Origin of the sequence: Micromonospora sp. D75 (genome assembly GCF_018070405.1) — a bacterium.
Taxonomy (GTDB): domain Bacteria; phylum Actinomycetota; class Actinomycetes; order Mycobacteriales; family Micromonosporaceae; genus Micromonospora; species Micromonospora chalcea.
In genome coordinates this window covers 1-2973 of the sequence record NZ_JAGPXV010000686.1, presented here as the reverse complement: position 1 = coordinate 2973, position 2973 = coordinate 1, and the positions used below count along the sequence as shown (strand labels likewise).

1 protein-coding gene and 1 pseudogene are annotated in these 2973 nt (G+C 76.9%); one reads left to right on the top strand and one right to left on the bottom strand.

Features of this window, described 5'->3' with window-relative positions:
• Positions 1-246 precede the first annotated feature (246 nt).
• A pseudogene (locus tag KBX39_RS27655) lies at positions 247-1793 on the bottom strand (phytoene desaturase family protein).
• A gap of 72 nt (positions 1794-1865) precedes the next feature.
• Between KBX39_RS27655 and KBX39_RS27650 the strand changes: the two are divergent.
• Positions 1866-2973: aldehyde dehydrogenase (locus KBX39_RS27650; RefSeq protein ID WP_210873301.1), on the top strand; the 1108-nt coding region annotated here is incomplete at its 3' end.

Sequence of the window (2973 nt, the reverse complement as noted above, 5' to 3'; positions counted from 1 at the left end):
GATCTCACTTGGCGAGATGAGGGCGGGAAGCGGCACCCCGCCTGTCGGTGGGCGAGCTTCCGGTGCCAGGCGTCCTGCGGTTGGCGGGGTCGGGCGGTCAGCCGCAATGGGTGCGACCGGAGGTCAGCCAGGGCGAGCGGACGTCGGCGGAGGTCAGCCGCAGCGGGTGCGCTGACGCGGGCCGGGCCCCACTCCCGCGAGGGCGCGGAGGACGGCAGCGGCGAGGGTGGTGCCGCGCAGACCTGGTCAGCGGTAGACGGCGCGGTGGGCGGCGGCGATCGTGCGGGCGTACACCGCGCCGGTGACGGCCCGGTCGCGGGCCAGGGCGGCCCGCGCCGCGTTCGCCCCCGGCGCGCCGTGCACACCGCCGCCGGGGTGGGCGGAGGCGCTGGCCAGGTAGAGCCGGTCCACCGGGGTGTCGGCGCGGCAGTGCCACCGCCGAGCGCGCCGCCCACCAGGCTCGGCTCGGCGGCCTCCAGGTCGGCCGGGGCGGCCACGTGCCGCCCGACGACCGAGGCCCGGAAGCCCGGCGCCGCCTCCTCCAGCACCTCCTCCATCCGCTCCACGTGCCCCGCGACGTCCTCGGCCCGCCAGTCCCGGCGGAACGGCAGGTGCGTGTAGGACCAGAGCGACTCGGTGCCCGGCGGCGAGTGGCTCGGGTCGGCCACCGACATCTGCCCGACCAGCAGGAACGGGTCCCGGGGCAGTTCTCCGCGGGCCAGTTCGGCCGCGTACGTGGTGAGCCCGTCGAGGTCCGCGCCCAGGTGCACGGTGCCGGCGCCGGCCAGTTCCCGGTTCTTCCACGGCACCGGCGCGGACAGCGCCCAGTCGACCTTGAGCGTGGAGCCGTCCCACTTGAAGTGCGCCAGGTCCTCGACCATCCGGGGCGGCAGCGCCGCCGCGCCGACCAGGTCGAGGAAGAGCGCCGGCGCGGGCACGTCGGCGAGCACCGCGCGGCGGGCCCGCCAGTCGGTTCCCCCGGCGGTACGGACGCCCATCGCGCGGCCCCGGGCGGTGAGCACCCGCTCGACCCGGGCGCCGTACTCGATCCGCCCGCCCCGCTCGACCAGCCGGGCCACCAGCGCGTCGGTGATCCGCTGGGCGCCGCCGACCGGCACCGGCCAGCCCACCTGCTGGCCGAGCATGGCGAGCAGCCAGCCGTACACGCCGGAGCCGGCCTCCTCCGGGGACAGGTCGGTGTGCAGGGCGCAGCCGGCCAGCAGGACCGTGCCGCCCTCGCCCTCAAACAGTTCCGCGCCGAGCTTGCGGACGGGCAGCAGGAGGCGGCGGGCCAGGCGGAGCGCGCCGCCGACCCGGAGTTGCCGCAGCAGGCCCAGCCCGCCGCGTACCGGCGGGAACGGGGTGGTGATGGTCTGCAGCATCGGCTCGGCCACCTGGCGCCAGTCGGCGTACGCGTGCCGCCAGCGCTCCCCGTCGCCGGGCGCGAACGCCTCCAGCGAGGCCGCTGTGGTGTCCAGGTCGCGGTTGACCACGGCGGCCCGGCCGTCCGGAAGCAGGTGCGCCAGCACGTCCGGGGCGTGCGTCCAGGACAGGCCGTGCCGTTCCAGGCTCAGCCCGTCCAGGACCGGAGATGCGTACCCGAGCGGGTAGAAGGAGCTGTAGAGGTCGCTGAGGTAACCGGGCGCTGTCACGTACGCGGAGCGGACGGCCCCACCGGGCGCCTCGGTGGCCTCCAGGACGGTGACGTCCCAGCCGGCGTCCACCAGCAGGTTCGCGGCCACCAGCCCGTTGTGCCCGGCTCCGATGACGACGGCGTCGGCGGTCGAGGTCATCGGATCCGCCTACCCGGCCGGTCACCGGGCGAAACGCGTTTGCCCGGCCCAGGCCGGGGCAAGCAGGGCCGCATGTACACGGTTGCGCAGCTCATAGGTGGAGTGTGGGGTGCCGGCGGCGAGGGCGGCGAGCTTGTCGTCCACGATCCGGCGGACGGGTCGCCGGTGACCCGGACGCCGGTGGCGACCGCCGACGAGGTGGCCAAGGCGGTGGAGGCGGCCCGGGGCGTGGCGGCGGAATGGGCCGCGACCCCGACCGCGGAGCGGGCCGCGGCGCTGCACCGGGCCGCGGACGCGGTCGAGGCGGCGGCCGGAGAGCTGGCCGAGGCGACCACCGCGGAGATGGGCAAGCCCCTGGAGGACGCGCGGGGCGGGGTGGCGGCGGGCATCGGCACGCTGCGACAGTACGCCGAACTGGCGCCGGTCCGGGGCGGCCGGACGCTGCACGGCGCGCACGACGCGCTGGACTTCATGGCCCCCGAGCCACGCGGCGTGGTCGCCGCGATCACCCCGTGGAACGACCCGGTGGCGGTGTCGTGCGGCCTGCTCGGCGCGGCCCTGGTCACCGGCAACGTGGTGGTCCACAAGCCGAGCGAGCGCACCCCGGCCACCGGCTGGCTGCTCGCCCGCGCGCTGGACTCGGCGTTGCCGGCCGGGGTGCTGTCGCTGCTCAGCGGCGGCGGCGAGGTGGGGGCCGCGCTGTCCGGGCAGGACGTCGACGTCGTCGCCCACGTCGGTTCCACTGCGACCGGCCGGGCGATCGCCGCCGCGGGCGCCCGTACCGGCGCGAAGGTGCTGCTGGAGAACGGCGGCAGCGACCCGCTGGTGGTGGACGCGGACGTCGACCCGGTCTGGGCGGCCGAGCAGGCGGCGCTCGGGTGCTTCGCCAACGCCGGTCAGATCTGCGTGGCGGTGGAACGCGTCTACGTGCACCGGGACGTCGCCGAGGGCTTCCTGGACGCGCTCGTGGCGCGCGCCGAGGCGCTCACCGTGGGCCCCGGCCGTGACCCGGAAACGCAGCTCGGCCCGCTGGTGGACCGGCGGCACCGGGACCACGTGCACGGGCAGGTGAAGGCCGCGCTCGCCGACGGCGCCCGGGTACGCGCCGGCGGTGTGCTGCCGGAGGGGCCGGGCGCGTTCTACCCGGCGACAGTTGTCGAGGGGTGCCGGCTCGACATGG